Source organism: Moorena sp. SIO1G6, from assembly GCF_010672795.1.
GTDB classification, from domain to species: Bacteria; Cyanobacteriota; Cyanobacteriia; order Cyanobacteriales; family Coleofasciculaceae; genus Moorena; species Moorena producens.
The window spans coordinates 42,323-62,797 of record NZ_JAAHFZ010000025.1; the positions used below are offsets into that span (position 1 = coordinate 42,323).

Consider the following 20,475-nt stretch of genomic DNA (forward strand, 5'->3'; position numbering starts at 1 on the left):
GCCAAAGATAGATAAGAGCAGCTAGAGATAGGATGACTAGGCACTGCCCACCAAAGAATTAATCACAATAGAATATTGATGTAGGGTGGGCAGTGCCAAAGATAGATAAGAGCATCTGGCGATAGCATTAGTAGGCACTGCCCACCCTACTAACTACTAACTAACTCACCCAATTTAAAAATACTATAATAAACCAAGACTCTGAATAATCTCCTTCAAAAATGGAACCATTAGCTGCTGCCGTTGTCGCTATTGCTACTGTGCTAGGAACTAAAGCCCTAGAAAAAACTGGGGAAAATGTCGGGCAAGTTGTCTGGAACCAGACTAACCAGTTTCTGGAATCCCTGAGAAACCAGTCTCCAAATACAGTAATGGCGATCGAGCAAGCTCCAGAGCAACCTCTTGATTATGCCGAAGTGGTATTGGAGCTAGAAACAGCAGCGAAGCAAAATCCCGAAGTTGCCCAAGCCATGGAGCTTTTGGTGACTACGGTTGATGCTGAAGCTTTGCCTAATTTAGAGGAAATTATTCAAGACATTAACAAAGCCTTGGAATCCCACAAAGCTAAGCGTGACAATTACAACATTGAGAAAGTAGATAACCAGGGTAACTTCGTCCAAGGAGAGAGTATTCATAAAGATAATACTAATATTGGAGGAAGCCAAAATATTATTAAAGGCAACCAAATTATTAATCATAATACTTGAGTGGAGTCGCCTGGGAGGCAGGTTAACCAAACTCGACAAAATCAAGTACCCCCACTACCTCTGTATTATGTCGAACGCCCGGAAGTAAGTGAACAACTAAAACAAATTCTGTTATCCCAAGAAACAGCTAGAGCTGGCACCTTAGTAGTTAGTGCCATCTATGGCTTAGGAGGAATTGGTAAATCCACGTTAGCTGCAGCTTTAGCCCGTGATGAGGAGGTTCAATCCCATTTTACCGATGGGATTTTTTGGGCAACCTTAGGTCAGAACCCTGATATTTTATCCTTTCTAAGTACGTGGATACAGCAATTAGGTGATTATGATTTTAAACCGATTAATATTCATAGCGCTTCCTTACAATTAAGAACGTTATTATCCGATAAAAAAGCGTTGCTAGTGGTTGATGATGTTTGGAATACAGAGGATGCACAATTCTTTAATTTTGGTGGACCGAGTTGTCAAATTTTGGTAACAACTCGTGAGGCTGCGATCGCTAAAATTCTCAAAGCCATAGAATATCCTCTGGATGTGATGCAGCCATGGCAAGCTATGAAACTGCTAACCGAAAAACTAGGACATAACCTCACTGATACAGAAACTCAGGAAGCTGAAGCTTTAGCCAAAGAGGTCGGTTACCTGCCTTTGGCCCTAGAACTAATTGCTGCACAGGTGGCTGGTGGTACTTCTTGGAACGTTTTATTACAAGATATGCAGCAAGAGGTAGCTCGGTTAAAAGGATTGGATCAACCAGGGGCTAGAGATGCTAAGGATGAGGCAAGTTTAAAACAGCTCAGCTTAACTGCATCATTAAACTTGAGCATAAAAAGATTACCAGCACAACAACGAGAAGACTTTATTTGGCTGGGAATATTACCGGATGATGTAAACATTACTCAGGCAATGATTGCAACTCTCTGGGATATGGATGATGAGCGGGATGCAGCAGATGAGTTGCACTACTTCCAAGATAAAGCGCTGTTATTGTCTGGTATCCCTGGGGTAGATGGAACACCAACCTACCGTTTACATGACTTATTTCATGACCTTGCACGTAATTTATTGATTGCTCCTCCAAAACCGAAACGCAAAGGAAATCTACCAGGATTAGGCATAACTCTGCCTGCTGCTCATGGCACATTATTGGAGAAGTATCGAAATTTAACCGATAACAACCTCTGGCATACCTTATCCGATGATGGTTATATCTATAGCCACTTAACCTGGCACCTAGAGAAAGCCCAAAAGATAGATGAAATTCATCAACTCCTGAAAGAAGAAACTCCAGCAGGAGATAACGGTTGGTATTGGCAGTGTGATAGACAGGGAAACACTGCTAATTTTGTTAAGGATGTATCAAAAGCTTGGGCAATAGCAGCAGCTAAGTTTACAGAAAATCCTACAGAATCGATTAGTTTACAGTGTCGTTATGCTCTGATTACCACATCCCTCAATAGCTTGGCTAGAAATATTTTTCCAGAGTTAATGGCAGCATTACTGGAGAATAAAATCTGGACTCCAGCTCAGGCACTAGCTTATGTGCGACAGAATAAAGATTCGAGGAGTCAAGCAGAGAGTTTGAAGGCAATTAGTGAGTATCTTCCCGCTTCTTTATTACCGGAAGCCTTAGATTGCGCCAGAGGGATTTCCTATGAAATATACCGAGCATTAGCCTTAGTCGCCTTAGCCCCTCACTTACCGGAAGTGTTACCTCAAGCCTTAGATTGCGCCAGAGGGATTTCCAATGAATACGAACGAGCAAAAGCCTTAATCGCCGTAGCTCCCCACTTAAGCGATGTTTTACCCCAAGCCTTAGATTGCGCCAGAGGGCTTTCCAATGAATACGAACGAGTCTATGCCTTAGTCGCCTTAGCCCCCCACTTACCCGATGTGTTGTTACCCCAAGCCTTAGATTGCGCCAGAGGGATTTCCGATAAAAAAGACCGAGCCTATGCTTTAATCGCCTTAGCCTCCCACTTTCCCGATGTGTTGTTACCTCAAGCCTTAGATTGCGCCAGAGGGATTTCCGATAAAAAAGACCGAGCCTATGCTTTAATCGCCTTAGCCCCCCACTTACCCGATGTGTTGTTACCTCAAGCCTTAGATTGCGCCACAGGGATTGACCATGAATACGAACGAGCCGATGCCTTAGTCGCCTTAGCCCCCCACTTACCCGATGTGTTGTTACCCCAAGCCTTAGATTGCGCCAGAGGGATTTCCGATGAAGAACACCGAGCCGAAGCCTTAGTGGCCTTAGCCCCCCACTTACCGGAAGTATTACATCAAGCCTTAGATTGCGCCAGAGGGATTTGCAATCAATACTACCGAGCATTAGCCTTAGTGGCCTTAGCCCCCCACTTACCGGAAGTATTACATCAAGCCTTAGATTGCGCCAGAGGGATTTGGGATGAATCAGACCGAGCCAGAGCTTTAGTGGCCTTAGCCCCCCACTTTCCCGATGTGTTACCTCAAGCCTTAGATTGCGCCAGAGGGATTTGGGATGAAGAACACCGAGCCGATGCCTTAGTGGCCTTAGCCCCCCACTTACCGGAAGAGTTGTTACCCCAAGCCTTAGATTGCGCCAGAGGGATTTGGCATGAAGAACACCGAGCCGATGCCTTAGTGGTCTTAGCCCCCCATTTACCGGAAGAGTTGTTACCCCAAGCCTTAGATTGCGTTAGAGGGATTTCCCATGAATTCCGCCGAGCAAAAGCCTTAGTGGCCTTAGCCCCCCACTTACCGGAAGTATTACATCAAGCCTTAGATTCCGCCACAGGGCTTTCCCATGAATACCACCGAGCAAAAGCCTTAGGAGCCTTAGCCCCCCACTTACCGGAAGTGTTGTTACCCCAAGCCTTAGATTGCGCCAGAGGGATTGACCATGAATTCCGCCGAGCCGAAGCCTTAGGAGCCTTAGCCCCCCACTTCCCGGAAGAGTTGTTACCCCAAGCCTTAGATTTCGCCAGAGGGATTTCGGATCAATACTACCGAGTCAAAGTCTTAGAAGCCTTAGCCCCCCACTTACCGGAAGAGTTGTTACACCAAGCCTTAGATTACGCCAGAGGCATTGACCATGAATACCACCGAGTATTAGCCTTAGTGGCCTTAGCCCCTCACTTACCGGAAGAGTTGTTACCCCAAGCCTTAGATTGCGCCAGAGGGATTGACCATGAATACGACCGAGCCAAAGCCTTAGTGGCCTTAGCCCCCCACTTCCGTGATATGTTACCGGAAGCCTTAGATTGCGCCAGAGGGCTTGACCATGAATACTCCCGACCCGATGCCTTACAGAACTTAATTAAGACCTTAACTCCTTCATCAGTTGATTTTCCTCTTTGGCAACAAATTCTTGATGGTTTAGCTAGTCTAACCCGTCCCCATTTTCTTGAAGCTCTTCCTGAATTAGCGCCTTTAATCATCAAGTTTGGGGGTATTGAAGCCCTAAGAGAAACGGTGGCAGCGGTTGATGATGTTAGTCGATGGTGGAAATAGGGAAAAGGGAATCGGGAATCGGGAATCGGGAATCGGGAATCGGGGAGAGTTTTCCATCAACGTTATGGATATTTCAATAGATTGAGTTCTGAGATAAAGCGATAATCTCGTTGATTTTTACTGAGTAGAAGAATTTGATTTTCAATAGCGGTAGCAGCAATTAGAGCGTCTGGGATTAGGAGTCCATGACTGAGATAGTAGCGGCCCATCAACTGTTCTGCTTTGAGGGATATCTGAGCATTGAGTTGAATGATAGAAAACTGTCTGAGGAATTTATCCAAAGAGTCTAATTCTTGTTTATTTCGACAACCAACAATTAATTCTAGTTTAGTAATAATACTGATTTGAAATAGAGATGTTTTAGATTCTCTTACCAGGCGTTCTTTAGCAAGTGAGTCGTTATTGGCAAGATCAATCAAAATATCAGTGTCAATTAGAATTACTGCCATTTTACCCCTGCCAATGCTTTTGTCTAATTCTTCTCACCCATTCGCTACTATTTTGAGTATCTTGTCGATCACTCCACATACCAATAAAAGGTTGATTGTCTAATTCCAGAGGATTAAGAGATGCCGGTTTTTTCGTTACATACTGTTTTTTGAACACCTCAATGATATCGGCAATAATGTTTTGAGCGTCTTCTGGTAGTTCTTGAATATCTTTGGTCAGTTGTTCTAGGTCACGCATAAGTCTTAGGAAGTATGTTATAGTTATTGGCATGCCGAAAAAAATAAGACAATTAAAACAAATGTTGCAGAAAGCAGGATTTCAACTCTTGCCTAAGCGGGGAAAAGGTAGTCATTCTTATTGGGTTCATCCACTAATCACAAATCCTGTAGTTCTGTCTGGTAAAGATAGTAACGATTCCAAGCCTTATCAAGAAAAAGAAGTAATAGAAGTACTCAAAGAACTGGCACAATTAGAACAGGAGGATGAATCATGAAATATAGCATTTTAATTCAATGGTCAGAGGAAGATAACTCTTATGTGGCTAGTTTACCCGAATGGGGTAACTATGCTCGTACCCACGGTGACACCTATGAGGAAGCTCTTGAGAATGCTAAGGAAGTTTTAGAGGATTTGGTGTACGCCTATAGCCAAGTTAATAAAGAGTTACCAACTCCAAAGATACTAGAGGTAGCATTAAATTAGCCTAAAAGTAAGCATTAACCTATTATAGCAATTTTACGACTTGTGAGGTACAAATATCTGGGTTTTAGGGAGCAGGGAGCAGGGAGCAGCGCTGCATCGCTATTGCCTATTGCTAGCATGCCTATTGCCTATTGCTAGCATGCCTATTGCCTTGCGCTATACATCTTCATACAAAGCTTCAATACTAGTCCTAAAATCCACAGTTTCTAGATGAATCTCACTGCCCGGATCATAAAATTGCAATGTCCAAATTCCCTCGGAATTCCGGCGAAAGCAATCTAAGCGTTGACGGTTTTGGCTAATTAAAACATATTCCACCAAGGTGTCTAGTTTTCGATAATCATAAAATTTATCACCCCGGTCAAAGGCTTCAGTTTTTGGAGATAAAACTTCTACAATTAAACAGGGATATTTTTTATAATTGCTCAATTCTCGGTCTCTGGCATCGCAAGTCACGAAAACATCAGGATAATAATAACTATTGGATGCTTCGACATAAGCTTTCATATCTGCCATATAAACCCGACAGCCAGTGCCCCTGACATGATTTCTTAACAGAGCAAATAAGTTACCGGCAATAGTAACATGGGCATCACTCGCGCCAGCCATGGCATAGACTTCTCCATCAATATACTCGTGTTTGATGGCACTATCTTCTTCGTAGGATAGATACTCTTCGTTTGAAATGTAATTGGGGCTTGGATCAGCAATCATGACAATTTCAAGACAGTGACTCTATTAGTATATAATAAAGGGAGTCGGCAGTCGGTAACAGGCAAGAGGCAAGAGGCAAGAGGCAATAGGCATGCTAGCAATAGGCATGCTAGCAATAGACAAGCCGATTCCCGATTCCCGATTCCCGATTCCCGATTCCCGATTCCCGATTCCCGATTCCCGATTCCCGATTCCCGATTCCCGATTCCCGATTCCCGATTCCCGATTCCCGATTCCCGATTCCCTTGTTTACATTTCAACTAGAGCCATTCTCTTCAAAAGAACGCACCTTAATAACTTTAGCAGGAATTCCCACTACCGTTGCGCCAGCAGGTACATCAGATAAAACTACAGCATTAGCACCAATATTTGCCCCATTACCGATAGTAACCTTGCCAAAAATCTTGGCACCAGCCCCAACATTGACACTTTTTCCTAAAATGGGGGCATCCAAAGGACGATCTAAGTAACGATTCCCCAAAGTTACTCCTTGACGGAGGATAGTATCATCACCAATGGTGCAATCCCCATGAATCACAATCCCACTTTGATGCTCAATAATTACTCGGCGACCAAGCTTTACGGTGTAAGGTAATTCAATCCCATAGGTATTACGAACTTTACGATATAATGCTCGGTAGAGAATACTAAACGGAGCCCGTAGTAACTTCGGCTCTATGTTCATTCTCCAAACTCCAAACCGCTGCACCGCTACAGCCCGAAATCCCGGCTTAGTCCAATCACAACCATGGGCTTTCCAATCTTCTTTAATTTGTTGCCAAAGTCCCAAATTATCGGTTTTTGGCTGGGTAGAATTTGCCGTTAAATCTGTTGGCATCACCATAATCTGTTTTTAGAATGTAGAATTTAGAATGAAGAATTTAGAATTTAGAATTTAGAATCGGGAATCGGGAATCGGGAATCGGGAATTGTAAGCGGTCAGCGGTCAGCGGTCAGCTGACGTAACTCAGATTAAACCAATGCTTACCTGTTTTATTCAAAAGCTAAAAGCTGATAACTGATAGCTGATAGCTAATAGCTGAAAGCTAATAGCTGAAAGCTGATAGCTGATAACTGATAGCTGATAGCTAATAGCTGAAAGCTGATAACTGAAAGCTGATAGCTGATAGCTGAAACCTAATCACGAAATCTTCGGACTACTAAAAGCACCTCCTTTACAAAACACACTATTGCGCAGAAAATCAGTAAGTAACTGGGGTGGGTCATTATCGGGCTTACCTTGAACCATTCGGCGCAATTGCCACAATAAATAACTAGAAGCCCAGGTGTGATCCGCTAGAGCAGCGTAAAACCAACCATAGTTTTTAAGAAAATACCGTCGTCGAGAATCAAACACATACTGGGGTCGGCGTTTGGGTGGACGCTTGGTGTCGGTAACACCTGAACTTTGTCCAACTAAGTGGACTACGCGACTTTCAGGGACATACCAGCATTCCCAGCCAGCTCTCTGGGCTTGCAGGCAAAAGTCCATTTCTTCGTAATACATGAAATACGCTTCATCGATCAGGCCAACCTGCTCAAACACTTCCCGGCGAATAATCATACTTGCCCCAGCTACCCAATCCGTTGGACAGGGTTGGTCAGGAATCGGTGGCCAAACTACCCACTCCGATAATAATGTCGATACGATACCGAGACGCAAACCAGAATCTAGCTCACTGAGGACGGTATGAAACCGAAATGCTGAACACTGAGGGGTACTGTCAGGCTCTTCCAGGCGAGAGCCAGCAATACCCACCTGGGGATGGTCACTCATAAACTCCACCAGGGTTTTGATCGCCCTAGGACGAACAATGGTGTCTGGATTGAGCAACAACACATAATCCGGTGGCTGATTAGACTTCAGGGCTGGGCGGATCACAGCGTTATTGCCAAAGGCAAATCCACCATTGTGCTCTAGTGCCATCACCGATGCCCAACTACCCCAGTTTTCGTTTGCGATCGCATTTTTAATGGCAACAGCCGATCCATCCCCAGACGCATTATCTGCCACTACCACCTGAGTATTCGATAAACCTGGGATTTCATCCGCTAGAGAGCGTAAGCAATCAATAGTTAAACTAGGGGTTTTGTAGTTAACAATTACTATAAGTAAAGAATTTACGGGATTGTTTTTTAGTTCATTAGACATAACTAAATTTGGCGTTTTTTTTCCTTAGCTAAATAATTATTATTTGTTAGTTAATTTATATTTTTTTAGTAACAAAATCCTGTTGTTGATCGTAATAATTTACACAGATTTTTTACCCTACTCCCTACTCCCTACTCCCTACTCCCTACTCCCTGCTATATCATCCCTAATTCCGTTGAACTTGTCTTCGTTGATTACGATTTTGATTACGATTTTGATTACGATAACGCTGGGCTGCCAATGCCGGGACTTTTTTAACCTTATTGGTTGTAGGTTCTTGGATCACCAATCCTGATAGTCCTCCACAAGCCAATACAAAGACTGGATTACCATGGGCATTGAGCATAAATTCCACCATGTATAACGCTACGGCCACGGTCAGCACCGCCACTGGTGACGCTTGCCGCTTTGGCCACAACTCGGCTGGACAACGGAACCAAAACATAGTCAACACCGGCATTAGTAAGGATGTGGTCAGGCTGGCTAGTCCAACGGTACCAGTTTCACCAAACGCAATAATCCACAAACTATCTGGAACTGTAACTTGCTCACCCTTGTCATTAAAGATCAGACTTCTTCCCCATCCTCCCCAGCCAAACACGATCCGTTCCCGTGCTTTATCTACAAGTAGCTCTTCATTATCAAATCTAAACTGTAAGGATTGGATACGGTCTGCAGGAACCACACTCGATACATTTGAGATAATCTGATCACTAACGTAGGTTTCAGTCTGTGAGTTAATGTATAAGTAAGAACAAATAAGCCCAATTAGGATAAAGACTGGCAAAGCAGTACGAAATTGCTTGCCCACAAACAAGATGCCAACTCCCAAGAGTAGTAAAAAATAGGCACCAGTGGATTTGCACAATATAAATGTGATCAACAACGCAGCTACCAGCCACTTCATGGGAATATTCCAGAGTTGTTTGATCACCCCAGTGTGCCATAGCCAAATTCCCACTAAACTAGCTGCCATCATCCACATACCCACTGGCAAACCGTGGATCATAAATACTGTCGGTCTCCATCCCCCGTAACGCATTGTTTGGCCAAAGTCAGGATGAGCATGGAAGCCGTACAATATCCTATGGAGCTGGGGACTAAAACGAATTTCGTACAAACATAGGGGAACATATACCAACCCCCCCATGAAAATCCCAATTGCCAAGTCACGTAATCCACTCAAGTTATTGAGATAGATCCGACCGAGAAAATAGGGTACTCCCCAGGTCAAGGTTTGCGTCAAAACAGTAGAGAAACCATCGTAAGCCCCCAAGCCATTCGTAATAGATGAAGCCAATGGACATAGGCACCAAATCAGGATGGGCAAGTCAATCCAGCTGAATTTAAAGGAGCTAATACGCCCAACATCGTATATAAAAGTAGCCAACAAAATACCGTAGCAAGTTGCCGACATCTTAGTATAGTCAGGTAGACCAGGCAAAGCATATTCTGCCACAGGTAAGAATAGCCATGCTACGATGAAACTCACAATGACTGCCCGCTGAGCTGGAATTCTCATGAAGAGATAAAGAACAACTGGAATCCAGCCGAACATGACGATGGGGACTAAAAAACTCATTGGCTTTTTTGGGCATGAACGTGAACAGAGTTGTTTGAGTAATTATCAGCTATCAGCTATCAGCTATCAGCTATCAGCTATCAGGTATTAGCTATCAGCTATCAGTGATCAGCTTATGGGTTAGGTCACAGCGTCGAACCCTGGGGAGCATGTCAATTTTGTTAATCCCTGTTCAGATCCCCCGTTTCCCTTAATAAGGGGGACTTTTAAATCTAATTCCCCCCTTTTTTAAGGGGGGCTAGGGGGGATCTATGTACCTAATTACAAAGGTGACATGCTCCCAGAAGCCTGTTCCACGCTACTTGAGGTGCCAAAGGCCAACGGCTGACCGCTGACCGCTGACCGCTGACCACTGACCGCTGAATTCTTACTCAATAATTAACTTCTTAATAAATTTCTTGACTTTGGTTACTGGAGATTTTTTAAGTTGTATTTTTTCTCCTGGTCGAGCCTTAAATAATGTAGAATGGTCGCCACTATTAGAAAGCTCTTCAGCTGGTCTGCCATTGCTGTAGTAGTAAAGTGCCAAGGATTTCCGAGTCCGTCCTTCTGGACAAGTTAATGGCTCAGGATGTCCGTGATAGGAAAAATCGGTAGTATTAAATATGACACATCGGTTGAAGACGGGGAGAATTTTTTTCTGAGACTTTGTCATCTCTTTATCCCACATTTCAAAATAACCACCATAGTCTTCTTGCCAATCTTTGTTGAGATAGATCAGAAGATTTAAGCGGCGGTCAAGGCGCAATTTTGTATGGCGATTGAAATCAGCATGGATTTTTAAGTAACCACCTTTTTCGATCTGATGTAAGCCACCACCAACAAAATGAGGATCAGGGATTATTCCATCAATGCCAGTTAAGGTTTCTAAAAAGTTAAGGAAAGTTGATGAATTGAGCTGATACAGAAAAAATCGGGTGTACTCTCCCATTTGTATTTCCGATTTTGAGGCCAGTTTTTTTTCTGGTGCAGCATCAAACTTTTGCCAATCAATTGCATCAGCTTTAGGAAACTCATTCAGAATCTTATCTAGGACATCTTCTGGAAAAAAGTTATCCATGATAATGTGTGGAAATGGCTCAGACTGGGCGTATATTTCACAATTATCATTCGCAAATTTAGTTAATTTTTCTGGCTCTAGGCAATAGTTTAATTTGGAATACATTTTATCATCCATTAGTTTTTTTAATTAATTTTAGTTTTATTAAATAATAGCAATCCTAAATAGATTGTAATAATTTTTGTTACCTGTTCCCTGTGCCCTGTTCCCTGTTTTAAAAAAGTCCACTGATGGGATATCCAAAACCCAACATATATCGAGCCCAAATCACCCACATCAGTAATGTCAACAGTAGTGCAGTAGCCCAGAGGTCTTGCTTAATAAAGGAAAGCCCTTCACGACAGAGACCATAAGTTATTACTAGATAAGGGAGAATGTCATTGAAAGCAATCACGACTACTGCTCCGAGTGCTCCATTTCCCAACTTTTCCATCAGATAAAATCCTAGGGGTATGCCAATACAAACCTTAAGACTCTTGACCAATTGACTGTAAGCGTTATAGTTTGGCTTGCCAAGAGCCATCAGGGCTTGCTGAACGGTATCAATTAATAATGCAGGCCAGATGCCTAGGGTCAGGATTGGTAACATCCAAGCCGCCTCATAAAACCTCTCATCATATAAGATAAAAATCGCAACATCTCCAAAAGCAGTACTGACTGTCAACATCAATGCTGCAACCACTAGGATAAGTTGCCGATTGTACCAAATCTTGATCCGAAAGGTTTCCCGAGGCAAATCAGCCAGCTGAGAAAACGTTGGCAAAAGCACCTTGGAACTAATTGCCGAGATTACCTGGGAAGGTAGGTACGCTAAATTAAAGGCAACACCATAAATTCCCAATAGCTCAAATGAAAACAATTTGCCTAGAATTAGTCGGTCGGCTTGGGTCGCGAGAAAGGTAAGGGCCGTTGAAATAAATATCCATTTCCCGAAGGAAAAAATGCTGTTAGCTGCCTCTTTCTCCCAGGTAAAGCGGTTTGATTTTCCAGGAATTAACCAATGACTCATTACCATTTTGACCAATGCCGTCAGCACATTTCCAATAGCAAGAGCCCAGATTGTCCGATTGACAAAAGCCCAAGTGACCATCAAGATCAGGCCGGACAATTGCCCCACCAGCTCAAACATCATGATCTTGCCAAATGCCATCTGGCGGTTGAGGCTCCACACAGCAGTGGAGTTGAATCCCTCAATCAGTGGAATCACACCAATTACTGGCATCAGCCATAACAGCTGCGGGTTATTATAGAAGTGGGCAACTGGCCAAGTAATTATAAGACAAGCCACCCACAGCAAAAGGCCCCGCAAAACCTGAATAGTCCAGATAGTATTCAGAAAAACTGGGTCATCCCCACGTTTATTCTGGATGATGCTTGCACCAATACCGACATCGGAGAATAACCGTAAGCCAATGATGAAAACGTTGGCTAGAGCCATTAAGCCGAAAAACTCTGGTGCAAGCAGGCGGGTCAGAACAAGATTACTTGCCAGTCTCAGAAACTGACTTGTTCCATAACCAGCTACTGTCCAAATAGCCCCACGGAGGAGTTGTTTTTTAAGTGATGAGGACATGGTTAGATTTCCGAGTAGGTAGACGGGATGGGTGGGGTTGCAGACTTAAAGGCATCAGATAATTTAGTTAGTTTTAAAGATTGGCTCTACAGCTGATATCTGAGCATGTTGTGTAATGTAGGTTTTAAGTTACAGCTAGGTAGATAATAGTTGTTGAGCACCAGATGAATACTCGCGAACGGTCTTTTGCCAGAAACGGGCTGGCTCTTGAGATGAGAAATAACGACTAATATAGTCGTGAGCATTGCGTGAAATATTGTCACGAAGTTCTGCATGCTCTAGTTCCAAAAGACATCGTGCTGCCGCCTCAGGAGTCTCGGCAGCCATAGCAGTCTTACGGTGTTCCATGCAGAAATTTGCCCCACGGGCAGTCTTGCCCACTACCACAATTCCTGCTGCCATGGATTCTTGGGGAGGAAGGGCACAACCCTCAACCTCTGCAGATGCCAGGAAGACTTGTGGTCGTCTAAACTGCTTTGCTAGTTCGTGAAAGGGAAGTCCATCCACACGCTCAAATCTCCAGTATGTACCACCTAACTTTTGATACCATTCCTCAGTCTCGGTGATGAACTCAGGACCTTTTCTGGGAAAGGCGAAGACCAAACCTGCTTCTCTTTCTGCTTGAGGAATAAATGGAAATGCCTTGTTGTCAACTACATTGGGAACGATCTCAATGTCTTTGCCAGGATAAGTGGCTTCGCATATTTCCTTCATGAAGGGAGAGTCTGTCCAAAGAGCCACACGGCTATCTCGATAGTCAAAATCCGCTTTAACCAAAATTGGAACCTGGAGATAAGCGATCGCTGGTCCTTTGACATCATTGATCAATAGTGTGAGCCAATCAGGAATAATGCATACATCATCGGGACGACGATCTGCCCAACGGATAAAGGGTAGATCGTGAATCCCCCAAGTATTACCAAAGGTGTTACGACCAGTCATGGTGGCAATTACTGCATCAGCCCCAGATTCCCGAGCTGCCAAGCAGTGACGCATGATATTCAGGTCTCCGCCGTTTACTTCGGATTTATAAAGCCACCTACGCCTGACCCAACTCTGAATTGGCTTTAGCTTAGGACGGCGAAGGACACGGTATATTCCCTGCCAAGTGGTGCTTGTTGAAAAGTCTGAAAGCAAAAATACAAAACGCATCAGCTAACTGTTACAAATAAGGGAAATTATTCAAAATGGGGCGTTGCTAATTACAGGTATGATTTTGCCCCCCAACCCCCAATTCTGGGGGAGAAAGATAATTTCAAGTCCCCCAATTTTGGGGGACCCACGGGGGCGTTACTGAAACAAGACAAATAAATTCATACTTCAATTCAGCAACGCCGAAAATGCTCATCTGTTGCCCCGATTCACAATTTGATTCACAATTTAAATACGTGAGAGCTTAGCACTCCTTGGTGGTGCCTCAATCGGAGCTTGCTTTGGAGGTAGTTCAGGATTAGACAAAAATAGGGCTGACAATTTCTTGGCTTCTGTTGCGACATCATGCCGCCTAGCCACCCGCTCCGCCCCAGCTTTACCCATTTCCTCCAGGGTTTCCACCGGGGAGTTTAAGGCTTCAGCCATTGCTGCGGTTAAAGCTTCAACAGAACCGGGTGGCACCAGCCAACCACAGCTGCCATCACCCACCAACTCCGGTATCCCAGCAACATAAGTAGTAATCACTGGACGACCCAGGGCTAAAGCTTCCATGAGCACGACTGGTAATCCTTCCGCAAAGCTGGGCAGTACGAGAGCCCGTGCTGCTAAAATTTGTTGCTGAACCTCAGTATTACTAGCCCAGCCAGTAATCTCAATGTGGTCTTGCAAACCCAACTGGGCAATAGTTGCTTCAATTTGCGTACGCAACGGTCCATCACCCACTAGTACCAACTTGAACTGCAAGCCCTCAGCGGCTAACTGATGGGCCGCTTCAATCAAGAGTAGATGTCCTTTTTGTTCACTGAGGCGACCAACGCAAACTAAGCGTGGCACCTCTGGTATCGGGGTGTGGGTTTTACTCAAAAACATCTCATCCACACCACAGTGGATCACATGGATTTTTGACCACTGTTTGTGGCTGCACCATCGATAAAGCTGGCTTTTGCCAAAGGAGCTAACCGCGACCACAAAAGCAGCTCGGTTGATTTTTTCTCTTAAAGCGAGAAGTTGGGATTTATCAAACTCTTCTGGACCATGAACTGTGAAGCTGTAAGATGGTCCACCGAGAGCATGACATAACATCGCTACTGTAGTTGAGTTTGTTCCGAAGTGGGCGTGAACCTTCTCAATATCTGACTCGGAAAACCAACCCAGCAGAAGGCAAGCCTCAGCTAAGTACGCTAGATGATTCAAAACTCCTCGGTCTGAACCCCAGCCGATTTTGAGGGTCAGCTCTAAGGTCTTCAAAAGACGTATCGGTCTGGTTAAGGCAGTGCGTAATAGGCTAAAACACAAGCCCACGATGCCAACTCCTAAGACAAATCGAGTCTTCTGTAGCTCTAGTTGATCGGCTTGATCAACTAGTTCAGAGGCGCAGGAACGGATAGAAAAACGTTTGACTTGAATATCGCAAGCCTCAAGACCTGCAATCTCTCGCCGGATAAAGCTGTGACTTACCTTAGGATACTGATTAACTAGATAGGCAATTGTCATCGTGAACTCGGGGCAACGGTATGTCTGTTTCTATGAATTTTTCGTAGTTCGTAGATTGACACCTTATCTAAGAGATGGAATAGATCGAGAAAAATCTTCAAATGTTTCAAGGGATGTAACGCCTTCATTAACATCACCTGATTAGGCTCCATTGTCCGTACCAATTTTGCCGCCTCCTTAGACTAAAGCAACTTTGGTGACAGTATGTTATTAATTGTTCTTACTAACTGTGAACTCAGAATCCGGATTGCGATCCCATGGAGGATAGGTAATATCGTATCCGGCAGAATAAGTTTCGGTGGCAGGTTATTCGCGTAGGGTGGCCTAAAGGCCAAGGTTGTCTGTCAGAATGCAGAATGTAGAATGTAGAATGTAGAATTTGGAATTCTAAATTCTTAATTCTACATTCTTAATTCAAAAATGGCGAACAACCGAATAACCTTTAAGAACCGATGTTCTAGGGTGAGACAGTCAGGGAAGATGGTTGGACACGATTAACTACTACGCCCAGACAGGTTAAGCCAAACCTGTCTATTTGATCGAGGACTTGCTTGAATTGAGATTTCTTAGTTCCTCTGAATCCGACCACCATCAAGATTCCATCTGTATGGGCAGCTAGGAAATTGGCGTCTGTATAGTTCAGTAGATTAGGAGTGTCATAGATAACCAAGTCAAATTTTTCCTGAAAATGCCCCATAATCTTTTCCATGCGAGGAGAGGCCAGATCTGGAGCAGATTCTACTAAGGCTTGCCCAGAAGTCAACACAAAAAGATTATCTGAGAAAGGCGATCGCTCCATCACAACCTCTAGGTCGTTTGATAGCAAGTCGCTCAGTCCTGGCAAGTTCTGTAAATTCAAATTGGTGTGAAGTTGAGGTGAATGGAGATTACCATCTACTAATAGAACTCGCTGACCTCTGGAGGCTGCCATGTGAGCTAGGTTTAAGGCGACACTAGACTTACCATCCCCAGCCATAGCCGAGCAAATGGCGATGGAGCGAAGGGGTGGATTACAGAAGCGGAAATGCATGTTAGTGTAGAGAGATTCGAATGCTTTTTTAAATCGATTATCCTCAGAAATTCTGTCCTCATCGTTGTCAAAATCTACACTAAAATTATTGAATGGTTCAGGATTTTTACTAAATGGTATTTCTCCTAAAACAGGTAAATTATGGCCTTCTTCAATATCCTTGATTTCATAGAAGATATTCCGATACTTATCATAAAGGATAACTGTCCCCATCCCTAAAGCTAAACCGCCCATAACTCCCATCAAGATCAACTTATTCTGACTAGATTTTCCGATCGGTGCACCGGTCGGATCGCGGTAAAGCTGAGGTTGAGAAACTATCTCCCAAGGCACTTCCCGTTGAGCTTTCTCCACCTGCAAGGTCTCTTTCTGAGTTTCTAGTTGGTTGAGAGTTTGAGTAGCAATTTGTAACTGCCGCTGTAGATCATTATACTTACGGACAAAAATCGGGAATTCTTGGACTTCGCGATCAACAGTGTTTTTGGTTTGTATCAGAGCCTGATTACGAACCTGTAGTACCTCAATTTGGTTGGTGGTATCAACCAATTGTTGAATCAGTTGTAAACGAATTGGATTTTGAAGGGTTCGCACTCGGGGGTTAATCGGTTGACCTCCTAAGTTCTGACCCAGAATCCGTTGTACTTCCCGATTGAGAAGAGTTTCTAGGTTTTGCCGTTGCTCTAGTAGGGTTTGAATATTAGGGCTCTCTGGCTGAAAGCGGGCGGATTCTATCGCAATTCTACTTTCTATTTCTTTAAGATCCGCCAGTAACTTCTGATAGTTAGGATCTTCACTCAAGGCAGAAGAAGCTAAAGCTTCATTTGGCGATAGTTTTAATTGTCTTTGTAAGCTGTTTTTTAATTTAATTAGCTCTTGTAGCTGCCTGGTTGTATCTCTTTTTTGGTCGCCAATTTTACTAACTTTGTTTGATAATTGTCCCCCATCAAATTGAGGTTCAATTAGCTGATACTGCTGTTGCAGGTTTTGCAAATTTCCTTGGATAATATTAACTCTATCCTGTAATTTAGGAAGTTGCTCATTAATAAATTTAACCCCTTGGCCAATGCGAGTTTTTCGGTCTTCTAAACTATACTTTTCATATTCTTCAGCTGTTGTCTTTAAGACCAACTCTACTAGTTTGGGATCTGTCCCACTATAAGTAACTGATAGGATTTTAGTATTTTCACCTTGACTTTCTTCTTCGAGACGTTCAACTGTTAAATAATACTGAAGTAGCCCAAGCTTAAACTCTGGATACTGGAATTTAATTTTATTGACGATTTTAGATAAGACTTCAGGACTGGTTAGGATTTTAATCTGAGTTGCATAGTCCAGTTCAAAATTTCTCTCACCAGGTATTCTTCCCTGACCCCGAGTAAGTGTCATTGGTTCAGTGGATATTGCTGCAGCAGATGTGACTGGTTCGACTAACAGCTGAAAATTACCTGAATATATAGAGGGAGATTTGCTACTCAAAAAGGTAGCAGCAACAGTCACTAAACCTGCAATCCCTGCAACCACCATGGCTTGGCGTCGGGCAATCCTCAAAAGCGGACCTAGATTTAATCCTTTTTGAGGAGTATTTAACTCATCTTGCTCGTTTAATGTTAGTTGTTGCAATTGTCTGCCCCTTTTACTAGTTGATAAGGTTTCAGCCCCCTGTTGTATATCCAAGAGGATGCTAATTTTTGCAGGGAGACACTAATAATTACCAACTCTCAGGGCAATAATCCGGATTGTCCAGGTTTATAACCCTTTTCACATCGATGCTATAGTTGATCGATGTAGAAGCAAAACTTATCAATATTCCGGAGTGCTATCAACTCCTTTGGCTTGGGTTATTTATAGTATTTTTTTCACAATACTTTTGTCATGTCAAACTTGATTTATCTTAATAAATGTAAATCAATTTTATACCAATTCTGGAAATTACGGCTACAGATAAATTTAATCTTACCATCTCCTAATCTGGATATGTAGTCCTACTTTAACTACTTGGTCTTATCCGCCGCCGGTTTAATTATCTTTGATAATACACTTCTTTGATAATACACTTATGATGCTACCATCTTTGATAGGATTTGTGGGCAAACTCTAAAATAGTTAGATCCAAAATCGGTAAGCCCAAGGATAATTCCGTGGGCTAAATTATGGCATTAAAAATTTAATTAACCCTGATTATGAAACAATTAATTAGCAATCCTATAGCTATAACAATTCTATACCTAGGACCAGAGAATGATCTCTCCTAGTAGAATCAGTTGATGGCTGCATCTCAATGCATGCAAAAACACTCTTCGGCAATAGAAGGCTAATATCATGTTATGACAATTACCCTTAATAAAAATCTCCCCCATCTCCCTATATTCCCCTCCTGGTCGGGGTTAGGGGTGGGTTCCTATCTCCTCACTTGGGTAGGTTTTTTACATTTGGGCGAGTACGTACTGGCATTGGGAATAAATTTCTCAAAATATGTCGGAAAATCTCCCAGAATTTCCACCGATTACCGACCCATCTCCCGCTCTTCCCCTCCTGGTCGGGGTTAGGGGTGGGTTCCGATTAGCCATTCCCCATTCCCCATTCCCCATTCCCCATTCCCCATTCCCCATTCCCCATTCCCCATTCCCCATTCCCCATTCCCCATTCCCCATTCCCCATTCCCTATTACCTATTACCTATTACCTATCTCCAAAGTAAAAAACCTACCCTTGTCAGCCCCACACTTCCCACCCTCCCCACACTTCCCTTCTTTTTTACAAATATGAGATGCACCCCAGTTGATTAGGATGATGGGGTATCGACTGCATCCCGTTCTGTGCGAATCCACTTGGTCTGAGGTTCCACCAGAAAAGCCAGATAGAGGGGAATTTTCCACAGAATGTAAATCGGGACAGCTAAGAGCATCAGGAGCGGAAAGTCTGCTCGGCAAAACTTAGCCCAACCTTCAACAATCGCAATTAACAGCAGCACCCCTTCTATGAGTAACACAATAGTACTTATCCATGATGCTCCCAATGCTCCCCCGAGTAAAGCTCCCCCTGTAGCAGCCACCCAAATTAGAACCAATAGGGACAATGGTGGCACACATAAGTCTAATGCGATCGCTAATAGGTCTATTCGTCTTTGACGAATAGACTCTTTGAGCAACTCAGGAACTTGGTTTAGCAAAGTCTCGATATGACCATGCTCCCAGCGTGACCTTTGACTCTTTGCTGAACCCTGTTTCATCAGACGACCTGTGACTCCTGCTTCCTGGCAATATATTGGGGAATGTCCGATGATCGCTAAATCCAAAGCCAACTGCATATCATCAACTGTTTTACTGCCAGCCAAAGAGATTTTGCGAATCACTGACCAGGGGAAAGCCATTCCTGAACCTGTTAACAAACAAGGCAAGCCCAGTCGATGTAACCCACTCGGACGGACTGTATTTTTGAATTTAACCGCCAGGGTAGAGATCAAATCCTTTAGTACCGGGTTGTCTGGTTGTGTCATTAAGTAAGTTGACTGAACCGGTCGTTGTGTAGCGATCGCAAGGCGGGAAATCCGTGAAATCGTTCCTTGAGCAACAATACAGTCTGCATCAACCACCACCACGACATCCGGTGGATTAGGCTCAATAAACCCCATACCGAAGTCTAAGGCATATCCCTTACCTCTGCGCTCATGATCTTGTCGTTCAATTACAATAGCGCCAGATTTCCGAGCCACTGCTGCAGTGTCATCAGTGCAATTATCAGCAATGACTATTAGTCGGTCTTGCTCCGTAAGCTGAGGTAGTAATGTTTCCAGGGTGGCACTGATATCAGAGGCTTCATTGTGAGCTGGAACTAAAACAGCCACCGTTGGTCGGGGTTTGCTAGCATCCGACCATGGCTCAGAGCCATTAGGCAAAATTGCTGCACTACATTCAATAAAAAGAACTGTAATTGGAACGATAAGGGCAAATGCTATTACCAAGAATGGAATATCAATCAATGAGATGAATGGCTGATTAGCTAACACAATTCAACATCCTTAAAGCTTAAAATAAGTTATTTTTTTAGGGAACAGGGAACAGGGAATAGTGATTAGGGAACAGGGAACAGGGAATAGTGATTAGGGAATAGTGATTAGGGAATAGTGATTAGGGAATAGTGATTAGGGAACAGATCAGAGGTTTTAGTCAACAAAAAAAACTTTATTTATATTTTTTGATAAGTATTAACAAAAAAATATATATTATATAGAGCCAATAAATAATCGTTAAAGTCTAAAACAAACCTAGAGATAAATGATACATATCCAGATATTATCTAATAAAATTTAAATAAAAAACAATAAAATCAGATTTATTTGATAATGTTTAAGGTTACCTATTACCTGTTTAC

18 protein-coding genes are annotated in these 20,475 nt (G+C 43.3%); 6 read left to right on the forward strand and 12 right to left on the reverse strand.

Annotated elements, in window-relative coordinates; genetic code table 11:
• The first annotated feature begins 221 nt into the window (after nucleotides 1-221).
• Together F6K63_RS22105 and F6K63_RS22110 are read left to right on the forward strand one after the other, a co-directional pair.
• Nucleotides 222-707 (forward strand): hypothetical protein, encoded by a 486-nt coding sequence (locus tag F6K63_RS22105; RefSeq protein WP_287313128.1) that lies wholly within the window; start codon nucleotides 222-224, stop codon nucleotides 705-707.
• Nucleotides 708-4,196, forward strand: coding sequence for an NB-ARC domain-containing protein (locus tag F6K63_RS22110; protein ID WP_287313129.1), 3,489 nt, complete (start codon nucleotides 708-710; stop codon nucleotides 4,194-4,196).
• Nucleotides 4,197-4,258: 62 nt separating this feature from the next.
• On the opposite strand, the gene F6K63_RS22115 is transcribed toward F6K63_RS22110, so the two are convergent.
• Together F6K63_RS22115 and F6K63_RS22120 are read right to left on the reverse strand one after the other, a co-directional pair.
• The gene (locus F6K63_RS22115) at nucleotides 4,259-4,645 is read right to left on the reverse strand and encodes a type II toxin-antitoxin system VapC family toxin (protein WP_287313130.1); all 387 of its coding nucleotides are present in this window, start codon (nucleotides 4,643-4,645) and stop codon (nucleotides 4,259-4,261) included.
• A gap of 1 nt (nucleotide 4,646) precedes the next feature.
• On the reverse strand, nucleotides 4,647-4,883 hold the full coding sequence (locus tag F6K63_RS22120) for a hypothetical protein (protein WP_287256913.1): 237 nt from the start codon (nucleotides 4,881-4,883) through the stop codon (nucleotides 4,647-4,649).
• Between the two features lie 31 nt (nucleotides 4,884-4,914).
• Here F6K63_RS22120 and F6K63_RS22125 point away from each other — a divergent pair, with 31 nt between their 5' ends.
• Together F6K63_RS22125 and F6K63_RS22130 are read left to right on the forward strand one after the other, a co-directional pair.
• Nucleotides 4,915-5,139 carry a type II toxin-antitoxin system HicA family toxin gene (locus F6K63_RS22125; protein WP_044494309.1) on the forward strand — a complete coding sequence of 75 codons (225 nt, stop codon included), beginning with the start codon at nucleotides 4,915-4,917 and terminating at the stop codon, nucleotides 5,137-5,139.
• Entirely contained in the window at nucleotides 5,136-5,348 is a 213-nt protein-coding gene (locus F6K63_RS22130) for a type II toxin-antitoxin system HicB family antitoxin (protein WP_009148918.1), read from the forward strand. The genes F6K63_RS22125 and F6K63_RS22130 overlap by 4 nt, the downstream gene beginning before the upstream one ends.
• Nucleotides 5,349-5,504: 156 nt before the next feature.
• Here the strand turns inward: F6K63_RS22130 and F6K63_RS22135 are convergent, their stop codons facing one another.
• A complete protein-coding gene (locus tag F6K63_RS22135) occupies nucleotides 5,505-6,062 on the reverse strand; it encodes a Uma2 family endonuclease (protein ID WP_009148920.1) in 558 nt (185 codons plus the stop codon).
• Nucleotides 6,063-6,077: 15 nt separating this feature from the next.
• On the opposite strand from F6K63_RS22135, the gene F6K63_RS22140 reads away from it, so the two are divergent.
• On the forward strand, nucleotides 6,078-6,326 hold the full coding sequence (locus tag F6K63_RS22140) for a hypothetical protein (protein WP_287313131.1): 249 nt from the start codon (nucleotides 6,078-6,080) through the stop codon (nucleotides 6,324-6,326).
• On the opposite strand, the gene F6K63_RS22145 is transcribed toward F6K63_RS22140, so the two are convergent.
• The 8 genes from F6K63_RS22145 to F6K63_RS22180 all read right to left on the reverse strand — a co-directional run bounded on the left by F6K63_RS22145 (nucleotide 6,319) and on the right by F6K63_RS22180 (nucleotide 17,725).
• Nucleotides 6,319-6,906: a serine O-acetyltransferase gene (locus tag F6K63_RS22145; protein WP_287251617.1), complete on the reverse strand. Its 588-nt coding sequence runs from the start codon at nucleotides 6,904-6,906 to the stop codon at nucleotides 6,319-6,321. The two genes, F6K63_RS22140 and F6K63_RS22145, sit on opposite strands and share 8 nt — an antisense overlap.
• Before the next feature lie 297 nt (nucleotides 6,907-7,203).
• Nucleotides 7,204-8,214, reverse strand: a complete 1,011-nt coding sequence (locus tag F6K63_RS22150) for a glycosyltransferase family 2 protein (protein ID WP_009148925.1) — start codon at nucleotides 8,212-8,214, stop codon at nucleotides 7,204-7,206.
• A 166-nt stretch (nucleotides 8,215-8,380) separates the two neighbouring features.
• Nucleotides 8,381-9,796, reverse strand: coding sequence for a hypothetical protein (locus F6K63_RS22155; protein WP_044494311.1), 1,416 nt, complete (start codon nucleotides 9,794-9,796; stop codon nucleotides 8,381-8,383).
• A gap of 367 nt (nucleotides 9,797-10,163) precedes the next feature.
• Nucleotides 10,164-10,973 (reverse strand): 2OG-Fe(II) oxygenase, encoded by an 810-nt coding sequence (locus F6K63_RS22160; protein WP_009148933.1) that lies wholly within the window; start codon nucleotides 10,971-10,973, stop codon nucleotides 10,164-10,166.
• A gap of 97 nt (nucleotides 10,974-11,070) precedes the next feature.
• The gene (locus tag F6K63_RS22165) at nucleotides 11,071-12,429 is read right to left on the reverse strand and encodes an oligosaccharide flippase family protein (protein ID WP_009148936.1); all 1,359 of its coding nucleotides are present in this window, start codon (nucleotides 12,427-12,429) and stop codon (nucleotides 11,071-11,073) included.
• A gap of 135 nt (nucleotides 12,430-12,564) precedes the next feature.
• A complete protein-coding gene (locus F6K63_RS22170; protein WP_044494313.1) occupies nucleotides 12,565-13,581 on the reverse strand; it encodes a glycosyltransferase family protein in 1,017 nt (338 codons plus the stop codon).
• Between the two features lie 228 nt (nucleotides 13,582-13,809).
• Complete coding sequence (locus F6K63_RS22175; protein ID WP_009148942.1) at nucleotides 13,810-15,075, reverse strand: glycosyltransferase family 4 protein; 1,266 nt, start codon at nucleotides 15,073-15,075, stop codon at nucleotides 13,810-13,812.
• 457 nt (nucleotides 15,076-15,532) lie between these two features.
• Complete coding sequence (locus tag F6K63_RS22180) at nucleotides 15,533-17,725, reverse strand: GumC family protein (RefSeq protein ID WP_063747945.1); 2,193 nt, start codon at nucleotides 17,723-17,725, stop codon at nucleotides 15,533-15,535.
• A gap of 852 nt (nucleotides 17,726-18,577) precedes the next feature.
• On the opposite strand from F6K63_RS22180, the gene F6K63_RS22185 reads away from it, so the two are divergent.
• Entirely contained in the window at nucleotides 18,578-18,802 is a 225-nt protein-coding gene (locus F6K63_RS22185) for a hypothetical protein (RefSeq protein WP_154659878.1), read from the forward strand.
• Between the two features lie 84 nt (nucleotides 18,803-18,886).
• On the opposite strand, the gene F6K63_RS22190 is transcribed toward F6K63_RS22185, so the two are convergent.
• Nucleotides 18,887-20,110: a glycosyltransferase family 2 protein gene (locus F6K63_RS22190; RefSeq protein ID WP_009148951.1), complete on the reverse strand. Its 1,224-nt coding sequence runs from the start codon at nucleotides 20,108-20,110 to the stop codon at nucleotides 18,887-18,889.
• Nucleotides 20,111-20,475: the final 365 nt, after the last annotated feature.

Excerpts from the sequence above, each read along its gene's own strand:
- F6K63_RS22105 (WP_287313128.1), top strand. The coding sequence starts at position 222 with ATGGAACCATTAGCTGCTGCCGTTGTCGCTATTGCTACTGTGCTAGGA.
- F6K63_RS22115 (WP_287313130.1), bottom strand. The coding sequence starts at position 4,645 with ATGGCAGTAATTCTAATTGACACTGATATTTTGATTGATCTTGCCAAT.
- F6K63_RS22120 (WP_287256913.1), bottom strand. The coding sequence starts at position 4,883 with ATGCGTGACCTAGAACAACTGACCAAAGATATTCAAGAACTACCAGAA.
- F6K63_RS22125 (WP_044494309.1), top strand. The coding sequence starts at position 4,915 with ATGCCGAAAAAAATAAGACAATTAAAACAAATGTTGCAGAAAGCAGGA.
- F6K63_RS22130 (WP_009148918.1), top strand. The coding sequence starts at position 5,136 with ATGAAATATAGCATTTTAATTCAATGGTCAGAGGAAGATAACTCTTAT.
- F6K63_RS22135 (WP_009148920.1), bottom strand. The coding sequence starts at position 6,062 with ATGATTGCTGATCCAAGCCCCAATTACATTTCAAACGAAGAGTATCTA.
- F6K63_RS22145 (WP_287251617.1), bottom strand. The coding sequence starts at position 6,906 with ATGGTGATGCCAACAGATTTAACGGCAAATTCTACCCAGCCAAAAACC.
- F6K63_RS22150 (WP_009148925.1), bottom strand. The coding sequence starts at position 8,214 with ATGTCTAATGAACTAAAAAACAATCCCGTAAATTCTTTACTTATAGTA.
- F6K63_RS22155 (WP_044494311.1), bottom strand. The coding sequence starts at position 9,796 with ATGAGTTTTTTAGTCCCCATCGTCATGTTCGGCTGGATTCCAGTTGTT.
- F6K63_RS22160 (WP_009148933.1), bottom strand. The coding sequence starts at position 10,973 with ATGGATGATAAAATGTATTCCAAATTAAACTATTGCCTAGAGCCAGAA.
- F6K63_RS22165 (WP_009148936.1), bottom strand. The coding sequence starts at position 12,429 with ATGTCCTCATCACTTAAAAAACAACTCCTCCGTGGGGCTATTTGGACA.
- F6K63_RS22170 (WP_044494313.1), bottom strand. The coding sequence starts at position 13,581 with ATGCGTTTTGTATTTTTGCTTTCAGACTTTTCAACAAGCACCACTTGG.
- F6K63_RS22175 (WP_009148942.1), bottom strand. The coding sequence starts at position 15,075 with ATGACAATTGCCTATCTAGTTAATCAGTATCCTAAGGTAAGTCACAGC.
- F6K63_RS22185 (WP_154659878.1), top strand. The coding sequence starts at position 18,578 with ATGTCGGAAAATCTCCCAGAATTTCCACCGATTACCGACCCATCTCCC.